We start from the raw sequence: 17312 nt of genomic DNA, 5'->3' as shown, positions 1-17312 counted from the left end.
GCTTATTTTGTATAATATTTGTTCATAATTTCCATCCGTAAGCCATTTATTTCGCTGAGATTCGCCGTGAGTAAACTCCGTATAAAAATGCTTTCGTCTCGTGTAATAATACCGTTGTAAACGACTTGAGGATATTCAGCGTTCACACGGAGAACTTGGTCTTTCATCGCTTCTAAATTTTCGGCTGTAACTGGGATGTCTAAGTTCATCGTCCGATCTTTGTAAGAGAAATTTTTCAAGGATTCAATATTACGGTTAGGAATGAAAGCTGTGGCACCATCATCTGAAATCAAAGTGATTGAGCGGATACCTACAGCAGTAACCTCCCCTTCGATACCGAGATTTTCAAAACGAATCCAATCGCCCACGTTAATCTGATGTTCGACAATAATAAAGAAACCATTGATGATATCTGCGACAAGGTCACGGCCTGCGAAACCAAGAGCAACACCAAGAATACCAGCACCTGCAAGTACACTTCCTACAGGAACACCAAGAATAGAGAGAACGGTATAAATCCAGAGAAAGGCTGTCAGATAAGTTAAACCACTTTTTGTTAAGCGGGCTAAGGTCATTATCCGAGAAGCATCTGCCCAAGAACGATTGCTGTAGTTTTTGAAAAGAGTTTCTACGATGCGTGCACTGATCCGGTATAAAATAAAAAACAAAAGACTGACTAAAAAGACGTAGATTAATTTATCCAACAAGAGTTGGCCGAGTTCTTGAAAATTTATTCTAAGAATATTCATTTTATTTCCATTTCTATAATTTTCTGAATTTATGTTGAAATCACATTCAAAATAGCTTATAATAATTAATTATAACAAATACCATGAAGTTTGGCTTTATGGAAAAAGAATGTCAATAAAATGGGGGATGAAAAAGAATGACAGTTGAATTAGATTGGGAAAATTTAGGTTTTGAATACAGAGAGTTGCCTTATCGCTATATTTCACATTTTAAAGATGGGAAATGGGATGATGGAAAACTTACAGGCGATGCGACTTTGCACCTTTCGGAAGGCTCGCCAGCGCTTCATTATGGACAACAAGGATTTGAAGGACTCAAAGCCTACCGTACAAAATCTGGAAAAATAAATCTTTTTCGTCCTGACCGTAACGCTGAGCGTTTACAAGCTACAGCGCGCCGCTTGCGTATGGCAGAAGTACCAACAGACAAGTTTATCGATGCCGTAAAACAAGTCGTTAAAGCAAATGAAGACTTTGTCCCTCCTTACGGAACTGGAGCTACGCTTTACCTCCGTCCATTATTAATAGGTGTTGGCGGCCTTGTTGGGGTAAAACCAGCTGATGAATACATCTTTACAATTTTTGCGGTCCCAGTAGGTTCTTATTTTAAAGGTGGTTTAGCACCAACAAACTTCCTCGTATCCCGTGATTATGACCGTGCGGCGCCACATGGTACAGGTGCGGCAAAAGTTGGAGGGAATTATGCCGCTTCGATTGAGCCAGGACAAAAAGCACATGAAGCTGGCTATTCTGATGTGATTTATCTTGATCCTGCAACACACACTAAGATTGAAGAAGTGGGTGCAGCAAACTTCTTTGGGATTACCAAGAATAATGAGTTCATCACGCCTTTAAGCCCTTCAATTTTACCTTCTATCACAAAATATTCTTTATTGCAATTGGCGGAAGAACGTTTAGGAATGAAAGCTATTGAAGGAGATGTTTTTGTTGATCAACTAGATGATTTTGTCGAAGCAGGCGCTTGTGGAACTGCTGCAGTCATTTCACCAATTGGTGCTATTGATGATCAGGATAAACACCATGTTTTTTATTCAGAAACAGAAGTTGGCCCAGTGACTCAACGCTTATACAATGAACTTGTTGGTATTCAATTTGGCGATAAGGAAGCCCCAGAAGGTTGGATTTATACTGTTGAATAATAAATAAAAGTCTCAAAAAATAAAGAGAAAATCTGCAGCTGACAAATGTGTCTAAATTTGATATAATAAGGAGTAAAAATTACGAAAGCGATTTTATAGCTTTCTTGTAGGAGAGTATTAATGAATTTATTTGTTGCAATTTTACTTATGATTGTCTTTGCCATTGCTGGCTTTGCTGGGGGCGCTTGGTTTACACAAAAACAAACTAAAAAGCTCTTGATGGATAACCCACCATTGAATGAAGATGCAGTACGTATGATGATGGGTTCAATGGGACGCAAACCATCTGAAGCACAAGTACAACAAGTACTTCGTCAAATTCGTAGTGCAGCTAAACAAGCAGACACTAAGAAAAAATAAGATAAAAAGTAAATTTTGGAGGTATTTATGGACAACAGACCTATTGGCTTACTAGATTCAGGAGTTGGAGGCTTGACCGTTGTTCGCGAGATTCTCCGTCAATTACCAAACGAAGAAATTGTCTATATCGGTGATACGCAACGTGCGCCTTACGGGCCACGCTCAAATGAGCAGATTACTGCTTTCACTTGGGATATGGTCAATTTTTTGCTTTCTAAAAATGTAAAAATGATTGTTTTCGCTTGCAATACAGCAACAGCAGTTGCAATTGAAGAAGTAAGAGCAGCTCTTGATATTCCTGTCATAGGTGTGATTTTACCAGGTGCTTCAAGTGCGATTCAAAAAACAATTAACAAGAAAGTCGGCGTAATTGCGACACAAGCAACGGTTAATTCTGATCAATATCGTAAAGTTATTCAACTCAAATCATCAAGTGTTGATGTACGTAGTTTGGCTTGCCCAGAGTTTGTACCATTGGTTGAATCCAACGGTGCAGATTCGGAAGAGGCTCAAGAAATAGTAGCGAAGGCTTTAAAACCAATGGTTGGCAAAGTTGACACCTTGATTTTAGGCTGCACACATTATCCTCTTTTGCGCAAACTCATCCAAAAAGAAATGGGACCGGATGTTCAGCTTATTGACAGTGGTTCTGAAACTGTACGTGATATTACCGTTTTGCTAAATTATTTTGATCTCAACGGTGAAGAGCGTCAAAATCTCCATCACCGTTTTTATACAACAGGTAAGGCAGAAGATTTTCAAGCTATTGCGGACAGATGGCTTGGTTCGGCAAAAATCACTGCACAGCACACAGAATTATCTGCTAAAAAAACGATACTCATCGCCACACGTAACGATGGGAAAACAGCAGAATTCAAACGTCTATTTGAAGAATTTGGCTACAAAATTAAAAATCTTAAAGATTATCCTGAGTTACCAGATATTGCTGAAACTGGCATGACTTTTGAAGAAAATGCACGTCTCAAAGCAGAACAAATTGCCGAAATTACTGGTGAAGTTGTCATCGGTGATGATTCTGGCTTATGTGTGGATGTTTTAGGGGGTTTGCCTGGTGTTTGGAGCCATCGTTTTGCTGGGCCTGATCCAACAGATGAGGAAAATATTGCAAAACTTCTCCATGAGTTAGCTTCAACAGCAATAACACCTGAGCGTCGGACGGCGCATTTCCATACGACATTAGTTGCTGCTTATCCAGGCCATGACAGTTTGGTTGTTGAAGCAGACTGGCAAGGACGTATTGGCCTTACGCCGCAAGGCGAAAATGGTTTTGGCTATGATCCTATCTTTTTAGTGGGAACGTCAGACCGAACTGCTGCTCAGCTTAGTGCTGAAGAAAAAAATACAGCTTCACATCGTGGTCAAGCTTTACAAAAATTAATGACAGAACTCCCAGAATGGCTGGAGCACATTAAAAAATAAAAAGCGGCATGAGTGTTAGCTAAAAGGAGTCTTCAATGTTTATTGTAATGAGTGATTCACATACTGATCGTGACGTAATTAAAAAAATCAAAAAAAAATATGAAGGCACAGCATCAGCTTTGTTTCATTGTGGCGATTCTGAATTGCCAAGTAATGATGATATATGGCAAGGTATCACCGTAGTTGCGGGAAATTGCGACTACGATGAAGGCTATTCTGAGATAAAAATGGTGGATGTCGAAGGGAAGAAAGTTCTTATTGCTCATGGCCACCAGTTTTACGTTGGCTTAGGTCTTGATCGTTATTCTTACTTTGCAGAAGAAAAAGAAGCGGACATTGCACTTTTTGGTCATATCCATCAGCCTGTCGCACAGATGATAGGAAATACCTTGTATATTAATCCGGGTTCAGTAAGTCAGCCTAGAGGAAGTATCAATATCAAAATGTATGCTGTCGTCACAATTTTAGAAGATGGCTATAAGGTTTCTTATCATGATTTAGAGCACCAGGAAATTCCAGGTCTACAGTTTACTTTTGAGCTTTAGAAAAAAGAGGTAGAGTAAAAATGATTGATAAAGCTATTGAAAAATATTTCTTAGAACAAAGCGAAACTTTTATAAAAGATGCTGACGACGTAGCTATTTTATGTGACGAACATAATATTTCTCATGCAAAATTATTGCTCAGTCAGTATAAATATTCTAGAGTTCCTGTTCTCACTAAAGATAAAGAGTTTGTCGGCGTTTTAGGGCTTGCAGATATTGTCGAATTTGAGATGGGTGAAGATTTCTTTTATGAAAAATCGATGAATACACCTATATCAGAGATTGTGGACACTGAGATAGAAACAGTCTCCCCCTCAGCACCCTTGGAAGAAATCTTACATAAGTTGGTTAAAGAGCCTTTCTTGCCGGTAGTAAAAAGAACCGAGTTTGTGGGGATTATTGCACGTCAAGAAATTCTTAAAGCCATTAACGCTTTTGCCCATGAATTTAGTAAAAAATATGATATTATCGAACGAAATTCCTAATTTTTTAGAGAGTAAAAATTTCTCAGAAAATACCAAATCAAATTATCTTTATGATTTACGAAATTTTGCCGAGTTTTTTGAGAAAAGAACAATTTCTCGTGAGTCGCTCATGCTTTATCGTCAGTCTTTGAAAAAATTGGCTGTGGCAGCACAACGCCGCAAGATATCAAGTGCAAATCAGTTTCTTCTCTATCTTTACGATAAAAATTTATTGAAAGAATACCATAAAATTCAGCAAGTAAATGCACCAAAGAAAGAACTAAAGAAAAAGTTAGAAATCAAGAACATGTCATCCGTTTACAAACCGGTGACTTCTCCTGGTCATTTTTTAGCATTTTTAATTCTTGAGTTTGGATTAACTTTTTCAGAAATACAGCACTTAAGGTGGGAAAATTTCAACTGGAAATTCCGAATTCTTACTGTTGAGAAGTCCGGCTTAAAGCGTGTTTTACCAATACGTGATAAGTTTGCACTTTATACCCAAAGAATAAACAATGCTGATGAATTGTTTACCAAATCACGTCAATTTCTTTATTTAGAACTAAAAAAATATACGGATTTAACAGCAAAAGAATTACGCGAACAATATATCTTACAACAAGTGCGGCTGGGTAAAACCGTATACGAATTAGCAGAAGCTCTAGGGCTATCTACAACAACTACTTTAGAGAAATACTATAAATGAGTGAAGAAATAAAGATAAAAATCAATGATTTTGAAGGTCCTTTAGATTTACTTTTGCACTTGGTTGGGCAATATAAAGTTGATATTTTTGAGGTGCCTTTGGTTCCGATTATTGAACAATATTTGAACTTTTTGAAGGCCATGAAAACATTAGAGTTGGAAATTGCCAGTGAATATATGGTCATGGCGAGTCAGTTAATGCTGATAAAGTCCCGTCGCCTTTTGCCTACAGTGGCCGAGGAATTCATCGAAGATACTGAACAGTTGGAACAAGATTTGCTGGCACAAATCGATGAGTATCGAAAATATAAAGCACTATCCGAAGATATTGCCCAGATGCATGAAGCTCGTAGTCAGTATTATTCCAAAGCCAAAACGGAAATTATTGGAGAAGATGCAGTACTTTTACAAGATCATAACAGTCTGGATTTATTTTTGGCTTTCAGTAATGTTTTAGCTTTACAAAAACAGTCTTTCACAGATGAGAATACAACAATAGAGGCAGAGAAATTCTCAATTTCCGATAAGATAGTGGAGTTATCCCGTTACTTTTTAAAGAAAAAGACTTGTAAGTTTAGTTCTCTGTTTTCGAAGAAGACATCGAAAGAAGAACTTTTGACCACTTTCATGGCTTTACTAGAGCTCATAAAAACACAACAAGTAACGTTTAAGCAGGAAGAAGTTTTTGGTGAAATTCTATTAGAAAGAGGACAAACGAAAGATGAACAATCTGAATAAGACAGCTACTTTGGAGCTGTTACTCTTTGTTACGGGTGAAGAAGGACTGGAGTTAAATCAATTATCAGAGCTTTCAGGCATGAGTAAGTTTGCTTGTGAACAACAAATTGAGCGCCTTATTGAGAAATATCAAGCCGATGAAGAATCTGCACTAACTATTATCGAAACAGCTGGGAAATATAAGTTAGCAACGAAAGATAGCTTTGCTGATATTCTTAAAAACTATGCGAAGACGCCACTAAATCAAAGTCTGTCACGTTCTGCCTTAGAAGTACTTTCGATTATTGCCTACAAACAGCCGATTACGCGCCTAGAAATTGATCAGTTACGTGGTGTCAACTCTAGTGGAGCGCTCTCAACACTGCGTGCTTATGATTTGGTCGAAAAAACAGGTACGCTTGAAGTTGTTGGTCGTCCAGGACTTTATGGAACAACAGAGTTCTTTTTAGATTATATTGGTATCAATGACTTGTCAGAGCTACCGGAAATAGATGAAAGCCAATTTATTGGCGAAAAACAAGTATTATTTAACGAAAATGAGGAATTAAATGCGAATCAATAAATTTTTGGCACATGCAGGTGTCGCCAGCCGACGTAAGGCAGAAGAACTTATTCTATCAGGAAAAGTTTCTGTCAACAACGTTACAATGACCAATCTGGGCTATCAAGTAGAATCAGGAGATATCGTTGAAGTCAACGGTGTAGCTGTTTATAACGAAGAACCGGTTTACTATATGCTTAACAAGCCACGTGGCTATATCTCAAGCTCAAGCGATGATAAGGGGCGCCAAACCGTTATGGATTTGCTCCCTTCAGGAAAGGAGCGCATTTATCCTGTCGGTCGTTTAGACTGGGACACAAGTGGTCTCCTGTTGCTGACTAATGATGGAGAATTTACCAACTTGATGACACATCCGCGCCATGGTGTTGAAAAAGTTTATATCGCTAAGGTTGAAGGGCAAGCCAATAAGGAAAACTTGCGTCCTTTGACTTTAGGTATGACCATTGATGGGAAAAAAGTGAGTCCAGCACGTTATGAGATTATGAAACAGGACAAAGCGAAAAACAGCTCGCTTGTTAGCTTGACAATCCATGAAGGACAAAATCATCAAGTTAAGAAAATGTTTGCAGCAGTTGGTTTGCCTGTCCAAAAACTTAGCCGTGTTCAATATGGACCATTAAGTTTAGATGGTTTAGTCCCTGGTCGCTACCGTCGCCTGACCAAAAAAGAAGTTTCACAATTGGTAAATGAAGCAAAAAAATAAGTAAATTCCGAACAATTCTGATGAATATTTGAAAAAATTTTATTTATTACGATATTTTCTTGCTAAAAATAATAAAATGCGATATACTGTATCAATATTAAAAATCTTATTTATGCTTAGGATATGGCTAAGTGTTTCTACCCTGCACCGTAAAGGCAGGACAATAAGAGGATTCTATTTGTACAGTCCTATCTTTAAATCGAAATTTTCATCGTTTACATTTAAAGGTCGTAAATAATATCTTCTTTTTGTCGTCTAGAAATACTCTACCTTATCGGGTAGAGTTTTTGTGCGTATTAGAGCCAAAGCCAGTCTTGAGTGATAAATGTTATAGGAGAAGTTATGAAGTTATTGGAAAATCGTATCGAAACTGATGGACAAGTTTTGGGAGACCAAGTATTAAAAGTGGACAGCTTCCTTACGCATCAGGTCGATTATGAGTTGATGAAAGCGATTGGTGCGCGCTTTGCTGAAGTTTACAAAGATAAAAATATCACTAAAGTTGTAACGATTGAAGCAAGCGGTATTGCACCAGCACTTTATGCAGCAGAAGCACTTGGTGTACCCATGGTTTTTGCTAAAAAATCCAAAAATATCACAATGAATGAAGAATTATTGACAACAGAGGTTTTTTCATTTACAAAACAAATTACTTCAACAGTTTCAATTTCTCGTAAATTTATCTCTTCTGAAGATACTGTTTTACTTGTGGATGACTTTTTAGCCAATGGTCAAGCTGCGCTTGGTCTCGAAGAGCTGATCAAACAGGCAGGCGCAAAAGTTGCTGGTATCGGTATTGTCATTGAAAAGAGTTTTCAAACCGGACGCGATCTATTGATGGAGAAAGGCTTAACAGTGACTTCTCTAGCCCGTATTGAAAAGTTTGAGTCAGGTCAAGTCGTCTTTGCGCCAGCAGATGATGCTGCTTGGGATTAAGAAGGAGAAGGGAAGAAATGTTTAATACAAAAAGACAAGCCAACGGACAAGCTGCAGTTTTAGGTTTGCAGCATTTACTCGCCATGTATTCAGGTTCAATACTTGTTCCTATTATGATTGCCTCAGCCCTCAATTATAGTGCTATGCAATTGACTTATTTGATTTCGGCCGATATTTTTATGTGTGGTTTGGCGACTTTGTTGCAATTAAAGATGACCAAAAACTTTGGGATTGGTCTTCCAGTTGTCTTGGGCGTTGCTTTTCAGTCCGTTGCCCCACTGATTATTATTGGTCAAAAACATGGTGATGGCGCGATGTTTGGTGCCTTAATTGCCTCAGGTATCTTCGTTATCGCTTTTGCAGGAGTTTTCTCTAAAATTCGTAAATTTTTCCCACCACTTGTTACTGGTTCAGTAATTACCACGATTGGTTTAACTTTGATTCCTGTTGCAGTAGGAAATATGGGTAATAACGAAGCAGCTCCAACAGCCAATAGTCTCTTGCTTGCGGGATTTACCATCTTGGTTATTGTCTTGGTAAATATCTTTGCAAAGGGCTTCATTCGTTCTATTGCTATCTTGATTGGTTTAGTTGCAGGAACAATTTTAGCAGCAAGCTTACATATGGTTGACTTCTCTGCGATCAATCAAGCGCCATGGGCCCACTTGCCGATTCCTTTCCGTATGGCAATGCCACGTTTTTATCTGGTTGACTGTTTGATGATGATTATTATCGCCATTGTTTCAATGGTCGAATCAACAGGTGTTTACTTAGCTTTGGCTGACTTGACAGGTGATGAATTATCTGAAAAACGTTTGCGTAACGGTTACCGCTCAGAAGGTCTTGCTGTTTTGCTTGGTGGAATTTTCAATACTTTCCCCTATACAGGTTTCTCACAAAACGTTGGATTAGTACAGTTATCAGGTATTAAATCACGTAAGCCTATTTATTTCACTGCTGGCTTTCTGATTGTTTTAGGTTTGATTCCTAAGTTTGCAGCAATTGCTCAACTTATTCCAGTTCCCGTACTCGGTGGAGCTATGCTTATCATGTTTGGAATGGTTGCCATGCAAGGTGTGAATATGCTTGGTACAGTAGATTACAAAGATAATCAAAACCTGCTTATCGTAGCTGTTTCAGTTGGGATGGGCGTTGGTTTTAACTCAAGTAACCTTTTTGTAAGTTTACCAAGCTGGGCACAAATCTTCCTTTCTAATGGAATTGTTGTAAGTACTGTTTCAGCTATCTTGCTTAATCTCGTTTTAAATTCAGAGCGTAAATCAAAAGTCAACTTAACTTCAACAGAATTCACACAGTAAGATGAAGGATATAAGAAAAACAGCCAGTTATAGCTAGCTGTTTTTTTCTATTCTGAGGTATAAAAAGCATATTTCAATAAAAGTACGGTTTTTCTAACACATCTCTTTTCACATAACCGATACATCTCCATTATACCTTTATCTTTTTATCTATGCAATAGCCCATGCATGATTTTCTATGATAAACTTCAGCTTAGAAAGGCTTTATTACCGGCATTGTCAAGTTTTTTTGTTTCCAACAAACCGTACTTTTTCGCGCAAACGAAATATCAAGGGAAATTGGATTAATATATGAAAAAATTGACTCATGCAATCGCTTTAAGCACGATAGTGTTGGGAGCTATCTCACCCACATTACAAGTTATTGCTGAAACCCCAAAAGTAGAAGAAACCCAAGAAGTAACCCCAGAGGCTTCACCAGAAAATGTTGAAGTTCAGGCAAGTTCAAGTGATATCGCAGCAGGAACTTTTGGGACAGCACCGTGGAGAATTGATTCATCAGGTGTGTTACACATTGGAGCTGGAACATTTTCTGACACACCGGTGAACCAAAATGGCGCAAGACTGAGTCCCTGGTATCAATGGAGCAAGCAGATAACAAGTATTCGTTTTGAAGGCGACGTTGTTGCTGGAAATATACTAAGTAATTTATTTGATTATTTAACGAATGTCACTAGTATTGATGGTATTGAAAGACTTAATACCTCTCATACCACTGAGATGCAACGGGTGTTTGGAGGTTGTGCGAGCTTGACAAGTCTTGACTTGACTTCTTGGGATGTATCCAATGTTACAACGATATTTTCTTTTCTTAATGGTGCGACAAATATGGAATCATTAAATGTTTCCAATTGGAACGTTTCAAATATGATTGCCATTACTTATGCTTTTTCAGAGATGCCCAAATTAAAGGAACTAGATTTGTCTCAGTGGCGACTTACTCCTTTATATTCTGCACAAGGTGTATTTATGGGAGATTCTTCTTTAGAAGCTCTTGATCTTTCAGGTTTTGATATGACACAATTAGAAAAATCATGGATAACAGGCTATGAGATGTCACGTTTTTTCCAAAATACAACTTCTTTAAAGGTGCTAAAACTTAGCGATAAATTCCGTTTTTGGGTTACGGATAGTGTCAACGTGGAGCTTCCAGAAATTTCAGCAAATAATCAATACACAGGGAAGTGGCAAAATGTTGGGACAGGTTCGCTTTCGCATCCGCAAGGAGCAGATGTTTGGACAAGTAAGCAACTCACTCAGAACTTCAATTCCAATGCTAAAAGCGATACCTATGTATGGCAACCTTACACCATAGCAGCAGGGAATGTGACTGTGAAGTACGTAGATACAGAAGGCACTCCTATCGCAGAAGATGTCATAAAAGCAGGAAATATTGGAGAAGCTTATACAACAGAACAAAAAGATATCGCAGGTTACACCTTCAAGGAAGTACAAGGTAATCCCTCCGGTAAATTTACAGATCAACCTCAAACTGTCACGTATGTTTATGAGCAATACAAAGATAAATCAACAGTTATTGTACATGACTCAGAACTAACAGTTGGTGATACATGGAAATCAGAAGATAACTTTGACAGTGCCACAGATTATTATGGAAATGCGGTTCCTTTTTCAGATATAAATGTTGAAGGGCAAGTCGATACGACAAAAGCAGGAACTTATAAAGTCACGTATACCAGGTTTGTACCTAATTTCTTTTCAAACTCTGAAAATCAAGGCACATATTCTGCTGTAGCCACAATTACTGTAAAAGAAGCTCAACCTGTAAAAGGTGGTGATATTACTGTAAAATTCGTGGACATAGAAGGCAATAAAATTTCTGATGATGTGATAAAAGCAGGAAATATTGGAGAAGCGTATACGACAGAGCAAAAAGATATTCTAGGCTATACATTTAAAGAAGTTCAAGGTGATGCATCAGGTAAGTTCACTGATCAAGCCCAAACTGTCACTTATGTTTATACTAAGAATGAACTTTCTCATGTAACTGGAACTGTCCTTGTCCAATATGTAGATACGAATGGCCAGTCAATTTCGGAAGACGTTGTAAAATCAGGAATTGTTGGAGAAGGTTATAGCACTGAAAAGAAAGATATCAAAGGTTATACTTTCAAAGAAGTTCGTGGTAATGCTGCAGGTCATTATACAGACCAAGTACAAACTGTAAGTTATGTCTATACAAAAAATAAGATGATTTCTCAAGCAACTGAAACTCCTAAAGGTGGAGAAAAAGATCAAGTAGCTTCAGCAAAGCGAAAATTTTTGCCCAAGGCAGGTGAAAATATGACTCTAATCAATTTTATTTTAGGACTGACTTTCTTGGTTTTAGCTCTGTTTGGGCTTACACTTCGTCTCAAGAAAATTAATAAATAATAAAAAACGGAAGTTACACGCTATAACTTCCGTTTTTCTTTAAATTTTTATCTTTCAACTAAGAAAGAGTAGATTTATTTTAGTTTGTCATTTTCATAAGTATGTTTAAGCTCCAAACCAGAAAATTCTTGCTGACGAAGCGCTTCATAGACAATCATACAAGCAGTGTTAGAAAGATTTAGACTACGTACATGTTCATCATTCATTGGAATGCGAATACATTTTTCAGCATTTTCTCGCATAAAGTCTTCTGGTAAACCAGTATCCTCTCGTCCAAAGAGGAAGTAGTAGTCTTCTGAAGTTTCCGCATAATCAACACCTGAATATACTTGATCCGCAAACTTACTAACTAAAAATAGTTTCCCATCTACGTGCTTGATAAAATCATCCAGATTTTTGTGATAAACAATGTTGACCTGATCCCAATAGTCCAATCCAGCTCTTTTGAGATTTTTATCGGTAATTTCAAAGCCGAAAGGCTCAATCAAATGTAAGGTAGTGTTAGTAGCTGCGCAAGTGCGTGCAATATTTCCAGTGTTAAAATGGATACGTGGTTCGAAAAGTGCAATATGATTCATAATTTTCTCCATTCCGTTTTTGTAAGGGTTTTACATTTTTACAAAAATAAAAACTAGGTAGCTCGGAGTATGGTCTCAGCGAGCAGCCTAGTTGGGGGACTAATTTGCTTTAATCATAACAGGGTTGATTGAAACAAATTAATTGATAGAGTAATCTTAACACATCTTTAAGGAAAAGTAAAGGAAATAATGGAAATTTTTTTCATTTTTTTCCGAATAAGAAAAATTAAAGTAAAAAAAGGTGTTTTTTGGTATAATAGGAAAGGTAATTCTATCCCTCAAAGCAGAAAAAAGCTTCTGAGAGAACAGCGAGAGATTAACTGTTTAAACGGTTAATAAATAAGGTCTTGAAGGATTCTTTATGAATTTCATCAGCTATTTGTGTATGAAATAGATGGCCTTAAAATCCCAAAAGAAAGGAACATCTTTGTTTAAAAGGATGATTGGCTTTTCAAAGCAATTGAAGAAAAGCACATAGGTGAAATAAAATGATTTACGCTATCTGGGCAGAAGATGAGAAAAAAGTGATTGGCATTGATGGTCATTTACCTTGGCGTTTACCTGCTGAACTCGAACATTTTAAAAAGACAACTTATCATCAAGTGATTTTGATGGGCCGCAAAACCTTTGAAGGCATGAATAAGCGCGTGCTTCCTGGACGTATCACTATCGTCCTTACACGAGATGAAGCTTACCCTAAAGAAGATAATGAACGTGTCTTAATCATGCATAGTGTATCCGAAGTTATAGAATGGTATAATAATCAAGAGCGTGATTTATATATCATTGGCGGATCAGAGATGTTCCTTCTTTTCGAAAAGGAGCTATCAGCGCTCTATAAAACGGTTGTTCATGGAGAATTTGCGGGGGATACATATTTCCCTGATACGTTTGATTTTTCGAAGTATGCGAAGGTGTCAGCGGATTATCACAAAAAAGACGAGCAAAATCCTTATGACTTTACCGTCGAAAAATATGAGCGGAAGGAGAAACAAAAGCCGTGACAAAATCTATTTTTGGCTTATTTACCGCTGTTTTATGCGCAATATGTGTAATACTTGCACTGCAATGCTTCCGCAAAAAACGCTGGGGCTTAGGAACTATTTTTCTTCTTAATGCCTTTACGAATATTGTAAATTCCATTCATGCTTTTTTTGGAACTTTATTTTCCTAAAAATGTTTAAAATCTAGAAAAAGAGAAATAAATGTCTAACGATACAAAAGAAAACGAAAATATATATTGTTCATTCTGTGGCAAGAGCCAACCAGAAGTAAAGAAACTTATCGCCGGTGTCGGTGTTTATATTTGTGACGAATGTGTGGAGCTATCAAGCCATTTGATTGAAGAAGAGATGCGCGAGGAAATGGCTCAAGAATTTGAAACCACTCCTGTAATGACCCCAAGAGAAATGTTGGATCATCTGAATGGTTATGTTATCGGGCAAGAGCGTGCAAAACGTGCACTTGCGGTTGCTGTTTATAATCATTACAAACGCATCAACTTTACAGGTCAAGATGACGAAGAAGTTGAACTTCAAAAGTCTAATATCTTATTGATTGGTCCTACAGGTTCAGGGAAAACTTTTTTGGCACAAACTTTAGCTAAGTCGCTTAATGTTCCTTTTGCTATTGCTGATGCTACAAGTTTGACAGAAGCAGGCTATGTGGGTGAAGATGTTGAAAATATCTTGCTCAAACTGCTGCAAGCTAGTGATTTCAATATTGAACGTGCTGAGCGTGGTATCATCTACATTGATGAAATTGATAAAATTGCTAAAAAATCAGAAAATGTTTCTATCACTCGTGACGTTTCCGGTGAAGGTGTACAACAAGCCCTCTTAAAAATTATCGAAGGTACAGTTGCCAGCGTTCCCCCACAAGGTGGGCGTAAACATCCTAACCAAGAGATGATTCAAATTGATACTAAAAACATTCTCTTCATTGTAGGCGGAGCCTTTGACGGTATTGAAGAAATTGTCAAACAACGCTTAGGTGAGAAAATTATCGGCTTTGGCACAAATAATAAGGCCTTGTCTGACAATGAATCTTATATGCAAGAAATCATTGCTGAAGATATCCAAACTTTCGGATTGATTCCTGAATTTATTGGACGGTTGCCTGTAGTTGCTGCGCTTGAACGTTTGACAGAAGCTGATCTTATCAGTATCTTGACCGAGCCTAAAAACGCACTTATCAAGCAATACAAGCAGTTGTTAAGCTATGACAATGTGGAACTGGAATTTGAGGATGCAGCTTTGCATGCCATTGCTGAGAAAGCTATCGAACGTAAAACAGGTGCACGTGGCTTACGTTCAATCATTGAAGAAGTGATGATGGATATCATGTTTGAAATACCAAGTCATGATAATATTGAAAAAGTGATTATTACGGAAGCAGCTGTGCGTGATAAAGCAGAAGCAGAAATCATTTATATTCAAAAATAAAAAACAGAAAATCATGAGTGCTCATGGTTTTCTTGTTATTATCATTGATTTACCTTTAGTAAATCAATGATAATAGACAGGGAGAGATGTGATTTGTGAACCTTCTTCCCTAAAAAAGACTTTAAATAAACCTTGCGCAACTATCTAAAATAGTTTGACACACAAGGAAAGAGAGAAATAATGAAAATAAACCCTAATAATTTACAACTGACTATTTCAGCAGCCTCTGCCAAGCAATATCCAGAGACAGACATGCCGGAAATTGCTCTTGCTGGTCGCTCTAACGTTGGAAAATCAAGCTTTATCAATACCTTATTAAACCGTAAGAACTTTGCGCGTACCTCAAGTTCGCCAGGTAAAACGCAGCTCCTAAATTTTTACAATGTAGATGATACGGTTCATTTGGTAGACGTTCCAGGATACGGCTATGCACGTGTTTCGAAAAAAGAGCGTGAAAAGTTCGGTAAGATGATTGAAGAATATCTCACTACAGCGCCTAATCTTAAAGCGGTGGTTGCTCTCGTTGATTTACGACACGAACCATCTGAAGATGACAAGCTGATGTACACTTTTTTGAAATTCTATGATATTCCTGTAATTTTAGTTGCAACAAAGGCCGACAAAATTCCACGCGGTAAATGGAACAAGCATGTCTCAGTGATAAAAAAAGCCTTGCAATTTGACAGCACAGATGATTTTGTAATCTTTTCTAGTTTTGATAAAACAGGAATCGAGGAGGCTTGGAAAGCCATTGAACAATATGTATAAGATTAAGATTAACAATATGAAGTTCTTTTCACATATCGGCGTTTTACCTGAAGAAAAAATCTTAGGACAAAATTTAGAAATTGACTTGATTGTTACCACGAATTTTTCCTACTCTGGTTTAGATGAGCTTGACGAAACTTTGAGTTATGTTGCTTTTTATGAGAGTATCGCGGAAATAATTGAAGTCTCACGTGCAGATTTGATTGAAAAGTTGGCTTTCGATATCATTCAAGCCATTAAACAAAACAATAAAGTGAAAACAGTAGAAGTACATATCCGCAAATTGGCTGTACCTATTGCAGGAATCTTTGACAATGTCGAAATTGAAATGGTCGGTTAAAATATTTAACATTTAGAAAATATTTACGGCTTTCTAAGGGGGGAAGCAAGAAAGTGATGCAAACGGTTTATTTGAGTTTAGGGAGCAATATTGGAGACAAGCAAGCTTACTTGCAAGATGCGGTAAGCTTATTGGGACAGGATTCGGCCATTTTAATAGATAGAAGATCAAAGTTTTATCAAACCTCACCTGTCGGGGGAGTGGAGCAAGATGACTTTGTCAATATGGCCTTGAAGATTTCAACGACACTTGAAGCTAGCCAGCTATTGGAGCTTATTCATAAAATCGAAGCCAAATTAAATCGTGTTCGCAAAATTCATTGGGGACCACGCACGATAGATATCGATATTTTATTTTACGGAAACGAACAAATTTTAGAGGAAGATTTGATGGTTCCGCACAAAGAAGTCTTTAATCGCCTTTTTGTTCTTGTGCCACTTTTGGAAATTTTAGAGCCTGGTTTCTCATACGAACAACAAGTGAAACAAGCTATTGAAAAGCTCAAGGATACTGAACAAGAAATAGTAGAAATTCCGACGGAAAAGCCCGCTAGAAAACGTATTGAGCTTGCTGTACGAGAAATTCTCTCAGCTGTTGGTGAAGATCCTGAACGGGAAGGACTCTTAGAAACGCCAGAACGTGTAGCTAAAATGTATGAAGAAATTCTCTCTTCACAAAAATTAACGCAATTTGAGGAGTATAAACTCTTTAAAATTGAAAAAACAGACCAGGATCAAACTATCTTAATCAAGGACATTCCCTTTTACTCGATGTGCGAACATCACATGTTGCCTTTCTTTGGTAAGGCAAACGTAGCCTATATCCCTAAAGATGGCAATATTATTGGCTTAAGCAAGATACCGCGCTTGGTCAACTACGTTTCGCATAAACTTTCAGTACAAGAGAACATTACGCGAGACATAGCGGAAATCTTAAATGATATCTTAGAGCCAAAAGGTGTTGCAGTTGTTGTCGAAGCGCGTCATATGTGTGTGGAAATGCGTGGTGTTAAAAAAGGAAATTCCCAAACAAAAACCTCTTTCTTCATGGGTGAATTTGAAGAAAGCAGAGAAACACGTCTCGAATTTTTAGAAAGCTTGAATTAAA

The 17312-nt window shown here is 37.6% G+C and carries 20 protein-coding genes and 1 riboswitch; of the genes, 18 read left to right on the top strand and 2 right to left on the bottom strand.

The genetic code is table 11. The annotated features are described in order from the left end of the window. Window positions 1–2: 2 nt before the first annotated feature. Window positions 3–749 (bottom strand): mechanosensitive ion channel family protein, encoded by a 747-nt coding sequence (locus lgb_RS05745; RefSeq protein WP_019294029.1) that lies wholly within the window; start codon window positions 747–749, stop codon window positions 3–5. 137 nt (window positions 750–886) lie between these two features. Here lgb_RS05745 and lgb_RS05740 point away from each other — a divergent pair, with 137 nt between their 5' ends. The 12 genes from lgb_RS05740 to lgb_RS05685 all read left to right on the top strand — a co-directional run bounded on the left by lgb_RS05740 (window position 887) and on the right by lgb_RS05685 (window position 12075). After that, entirely contained in the window at window positions 887–1909 is a 1023-nt protein-coding gene (locus lgb_RS05740) for a branched-chain amino acid aminotransferase (RefSeq protein ID WP_019294028.1), read from the top strand. Window positions 1910–2029: 120 nt separating this feature from the next. Next, a complete protein-coding gene (locus tag lgb_RS05735; RefSeq protein WP_004257058.1) occupies window positions 2030–2269 on the top strand; it encodes a YneF family protein in 240 nt (79 codons plus the stop codon). 27 nt (window positions 2270–2296) lie between these two features. Beyond that, window positions 2297–3709 carry a glutamate racemase gene (gene racE / locus lgb_RS05730; protein WP_019294027.1) on the top strand — a complete coding sequence of 471 codons (1413 nt, stop codon included), beginning with the start codon at window positions 2297–2299 and terminating at the stop codon, window positions 3707–3709. A gap of 35 nt (window positions 3710–3744) precedes the next feature. After that, window positions 3745–4254: a metallophosphoesterase gene (locus lgb_RS05725; protein ID WP_064305315.1), complete on the top strand. Its 510-nt coding sequence runs from the start codon at window positions 3745–3747 to the stop codon at window positions 4252–4254. A 20-nt stretch (window positions 4255–4274) separates the two neighbouring features. Then, window positions 4275–4739, top strand: a complete 465-nt coding sequence (gene cbpB, locus lgb_RS05720; protein WP_019294026.1) for a cyclic-di-AMP-binding protein CbpB — start codon at window positions 4275–4277, stop codon at window positions 4737–4739. Then, the gene (gene xerD / locus lgb_RS05715) at window positions 4696–5424 is read left to right on the top strand and encodes a site-specific tyrosine recombinase XerD (RefSeq protein WP_019294025.1); all 729 of its coding nucleotides are present in this window, start codon (window positions 4696–4698) and stop codon (window positions 5422–5424) included. Before cbpB ends, xerD begins: the two co-directional genes overlap by 44 nt. After that, a complete protein-coding gene (locus lgb_RS05710) occupies window positions 5421–6161 on the top strand; it encodes a segregation/condensation protein A (protein ID WP_019294024.1) in 741 nt (246 codons plus the stop codon). The genes xerD and lgb_RS05710 overlap by 4 nt, the downstream gene beginning before the upstream one ends. Then, window positions 6154–6723 (top strand): SMC-Scp complex subunit ScpB, encoded by a 570-nt coding sequence (scpB, locus tag lgb_RS05705; protein WP_086582690.1) that lies wholly within the window; start codon window positions 6154–6156, stop codon window positions 6721–6723. Before lgb_RS05710 ends, scpB begins: the two co-directional genes overlap by 8 nt. Beyond that, window positions 6710–7426, top strand: coding sequence for a pseudouridine synthase (locus tag lgb_RS05700; protein WP_017369897.1), 717 nt, complete (start codon window positions 6710–6712; stop codon window positions 7424–7426). Before scpB ends, lgb_RS05700 begins: the two co-directional genes overlap by 14 nt. 86 nt (window positions 7427–7512) lie before the next feature. After that, window positions 7513–7610: riboswitch (purine riboswitch) on the top strand. 158 nt (window positions 7611–7768) lie between these two features. Then, entirely contained in the window at window positions 7769–8362 is a 594-nt protein-coding gene (locus lgb_RS05695) for a xanthine phosphoribosyltransferase (protein ID WP_249663176.1), read from the top strand. A gap of 17 nt (window positions 8363–8379) precedes the next feature. Continuing rightward, window positions 8380–9681 (top strand): nucleobase:cation symporter-2 family protein, encoded by a 1302-nt coding sequence (locus lgb_RS05690; protein WP_019294021.1) that lies wholly within the window; start codon window positions 8380–8382, stop codon window positions 9679–9681. Between the two features lie 291 nt (window positions 9682–9972). Further along, window positions 9973–12075: a MucBP domain-containing protein gene (locus lgb_RS05685; RefSeq protein ID WP_019294020.1), complete on the top strand. Its 2103-nt coding sequence runs from the start codon at window positions 9973–9975 to the stop codon at window positions 12073–12075. 74 nt (window positions 12076–12149) lie between these two features. Here lgb_RS05685 and lgb_RS05680 read toward each other — a convergent pair whose 3' ends face one another. Further along, window positions 12150–12653, bottom strand: coding sequence for a tRNA (cytidine(34)-2'-O)-methyltransferase (locus lgb_RS05680; protein WP_019294019.1), 504 nt, complete (start codon window positions 12651–12653; stop codon window positions 12150–12152). Window positions 12654–13141: 488 nt separating this feature from the next. Between lgb_RS05680 and lgb_RS05675 the strand changes: the two genes are divergently transcribed. The 6 genes from lgb_RS05675 to folE all read left to right on the top strand — a co-directional run bounded on the left by lgb_RS05675 (window position 13142) and on the right by folE (window position 17311). Further along, window positions 13142–13657, top strand: a complete 516-nt coding sequence (locus lgb_RS05675) for a dihydrofolate reductase (protein ID WP_019294017.1) — start codon at window positions 13142–13144, stop codon at window positions 13655–13657. Beyond that, a complete protein-coding gene (locus lgb_RS05670; protein ID WP_014024827.1) occupies window positions 13654–13827 on the top strand; it encodes a hypothetical protein in 174 nt (57 codons plus the stop codon). Before lgb_RS05675 ends, lgb_RS05670 begins: the two co-directional genes overlap by 4 nt. 31 nt (window positions 13828–13858) lie before the next feature. Then, window positions 13859–15097: an ATP-dependent Clp protease ATP-binding subunit ClpX gene (gene clpX / locus lgb_RS05665; RefSeq protein WP_019294016.1), complete on the top strand. Its 1239-nt coding sequence runs from the start codon at window positions 13859–13861 to the stop codon at window positions 15095–15097. 180 nt (window positions 15098–15277) lie between these two features. After that, complete coding sequence (gene yihA / locus lgb_RS05660) at window positions 15278–15865, top strand: ribosome biogenesis GTP-binding protein YihA/YsxC (RefSeq protein ID WP_019294015.1); 588 nt, start codon at window positions 15278–15280, stop codon at window positions 15863–15865. After that, window positions 15858–16205: a dihydroneopterin aldolase gene (gene folB, locus lgb_RS05655; RefSeq protein ID WP_019294014.1), complete on the top strand. Its 348-nt coding sequence runs from the start codon at window positions 15858–15860 to the stop codon at window positions 16203–16205. Before yihA ends, folB begins: the two co-directional genes overlap by 8 nt. A 56-nt stretch (window positions 16206–16261) precedes the next feature. Continuing rightward, the gene (folE, locus tag lgb_RS05650) at window positions 16262–17311 is read left to right on the top strand and encodes a GTP cyclohydrolase I FolE (protein ID WP_019294013.1); all 1050 of its coding nucleotides are present in this window, start codon (window positions 16262–16264) and stop codon (window positions 17309–17311) included. Window position 17312: the final 1 nt, after the last annotated feature.

This window comes from Lactococcus petauri (assembly GCF_023499275.1).
GTDB classification, from domain to species: Bacteria; Bacillota; Bacilli; order Lactobacillales; family Streptococcaceae; genus Lactococcus; species Lactococcus petauri.
The sequence above is the reverse complement of the archived record's forward strand: the minus strand, read 5'-3'. Positions and strand labels throughout refer to the sequence as shown.

Bases quoted from the DNA above. Each gene is read 5' to 3' on its own strand.
- lgb_RS05690 (WP_019294021.1), top strand. From the start codon at position 8,380: ATGTTTAATACAAAAAGACAAGCCAACGGACAAGCTGCAGTTTTAGGT.
- lgb_RS05735 (WP_004257058.1), top strand. From the start codon at position 2,030: ATGAATTTATTTGTTGCAATTTTACTTATGATTGTCTTTGCCATTGCT.
- racE (WP_019294027.1), top strand. From the start codon at position 2,297: ATGGACAACAGACCTATTGGCTTACTAGATTCAGGAGTTGGAGGCTTG.
- lgb_RS05725 (WP_064305315.1), top strand. From the start codon at position 3,745: ATGTTTATTGTAATGAGTGATTCACATACTGATCGTGACGTAATTAAA.
- lgb_RS05680 (WP_019294019.1), bottom strand. From the start codon at position 12,653: ATGAATCATATTGCACTTTTCGAACCACGTATCCATTTTAACACTGGA.
- clpX (WP_019294016.1), top strand. From the start codon at position 13,859: ATGTCTAACGATACAAAAGAAAACGAAAATATATATTGTTCATTCTGT.
- cbpB (WP_019294026.1), top strand. From the start codon at position 4,275: ATGATTGATAAAGCTATTGAAAAATATTTCTTAGAACAAAGCGAAACT.
- lgb_RS05675 (WP_019294017.1), top strand. From the start codon at position 13,142: ATGATTTACGCTATCTGGGCAGAAGATGAGAAAAAAGTGATTGGCATT.
- lgb_RS05740 (WP_019294028.1), top strand. From the start codon at position 887: ATGACAGTTGAATTAGATTGGGAAAATTTAGGTTTTGAATACAGAGAG.
- lgb_RS05685 (WP_019294020.1), top strand. From the start codon at position 9,973: ATGAAAAAATTGACTCATGCAATCGCTTTAAGCACGATAGTGTTGGGA.
- lgb_RS05700 (WP_017369897.1), top strand. From the start codon at position 6,710: ATGCGAATCAATAAATTTTTGGCACATGCAGGTGTCGCCAGCCGACGT.
- folE (WP_019294013.1), top strand. From the start codon at position 16,262: ATGCAAACGGTTTATTTGAGTTTAGGGAGCAATATTGGAGACAAGCAA.
- lgb_RS05695 (WP_249663176.1), top strand. From the start codon at position 7,769: ATGAAGTTATTGGAAAATCGTATCGAAACTGATGGACAAGTTTTGGGA.
- folB (WP_019294014.1), top strand. From the start codon at position 15,858: ATGTATAAGATTAAGATTAACAATATGAAGTTCTTTTCACATATCGGC.
- lgb_RS05710 (WP_019294024.1), top strand. From the start codon at position 5,421: ATGAGTGAAGAAATAAAGATAAAAATCAATGATTTTGAAGGTCCTTTA.
- xerD (WP_019294025.1), top strand. From the start codon at position 4,696: ATGAATTTAGTAAAAAATATGATATTATCGAACGAAATTCCTAATTTT.
- yihA (WP_019294015.1), top strand. From the start codon at position 15,278: ATGAAAATAAACCCTAATAATTTACAACTGACTATTTCAGCAGCCTCT.
- lgb_RS05745 (WP_019294029.1), bottom strand. From the start codon at position 749: ATGAATATTCTTAGAATAAATTTTCAAGAACTCGGCCAACTCTTGTTG.